1 protein-coding gene and 1 pseudogene are annotated in these 419 nt (G+C 40.6%); both read right to left on the bottom strand.

Going from position 1 to position 419, the window contains the following annotated elements:
• Positions 1-75: PrgI family protein (locus G5B12_RS17125; protein WP_174088978.1), on the bottom strand; the 75-nt coding region annotated here is incomplete at its 3' end.
• 23 nt (positions 76-98) lie between these two features.
• A pseudogene (locus G5B12_RS17120) lies at positions 99-419 on the bottom strand (VirB6/TrbL-like conjugal transfer protein, CD1112 family); the annotation flags it as partial.

Here is a 419-nt window from a genome sequence, read left to right as displayed (position 1 = left end):
CTGCCGCTTTGTCAGATTTAACGCTACTTTTGTTTTGACCTTGGTAAGGTCTTTTGGTACTGGTACATACGCCATGGTATGCGCTCCTTTCCTGCCCGTTAATGGGCATTGAATATTGATTTGCTAAGGCTTCCGGTCTTGAATAATGAAAATGCAAGAATCACGGTATAAGCCGCTACTGAAAACATTGCTGCATGAAGGTCACTGGATATGGTCATTGCATTTACTAAAACTGCATAAATTCCCACACAGACCATCATGAAGAATCCCTGAAATGCCAGTGCGAACAAGCCTTTTAAATAGTTGTTTCCGATATTGCCCCATTCCTTATTGGTCATGGTGGCAAACGGAATTGGTGCTATGGAAGTATAAAGGTAAATTTCTATCATTCTTCCGTACAAAATAACGGTTATGATGAT

Source organism: Blautia sp. MSK.20.85, from assembly GCF_013317245.1.
Lineage (GTDB): Bacteria > Bacillota > Clostridia > Lachnospirales > Lachnospiraceae > Blautia_A.
This window is presented reverse-complemented; position numbering and strand designations above follow the sequence as displayed.